Raw genomic sequence first — 246 nt, 5'->3', positions numbered from 1 at the left:
AACGAATTCTTCGCCGCCGTAGCGGCACACCATATCGCTGTCCCTGAGGCTGGATTTCAGCAGCCGGGCGAGGCTCTGCAACACCATGTCGCCCGCCTCATGACCGAAAGAATCGTTGAAGCTCTTGAACCGGTCCACGTCCGCCATGACCAAGGCAAGGGACGCTTGTAGGCGCCGCGCTCGGGCGAGCTCCCGTGCCAACGCCTCCTCCAGGAAACGCCGGTTGTAGAGTCCGGTGAGGGGATC

General features: G+C 62.6%; 1 protein-coding gene. It reads right to left on the bottom strand.

Features of this window, described 5'->3' with window-relative positions; translation table 11 throughout:
* The coding region (locus ACTFO6_RS19395; protein WP_439935949.1) for a GGDEF domain-containing protein at window positions 1–246 on the bottom strand (246 nt) is incomplete at both ends.

Origin of the sequence: Pelomicrobium sp. G1 (assembly GCF_051905455.1) — a bacterium.
Lineage (GTDB): Bacteria > Pseudomonadota > Gammaproteobacteria > Burkholderiales > UBA6910 > Pelomicrobium.
The sequence above is the reverse complement of the archived record's forward strand: the minus strand, read 5'-3'. Positions and strand labels throughout refer to the sequence as shown.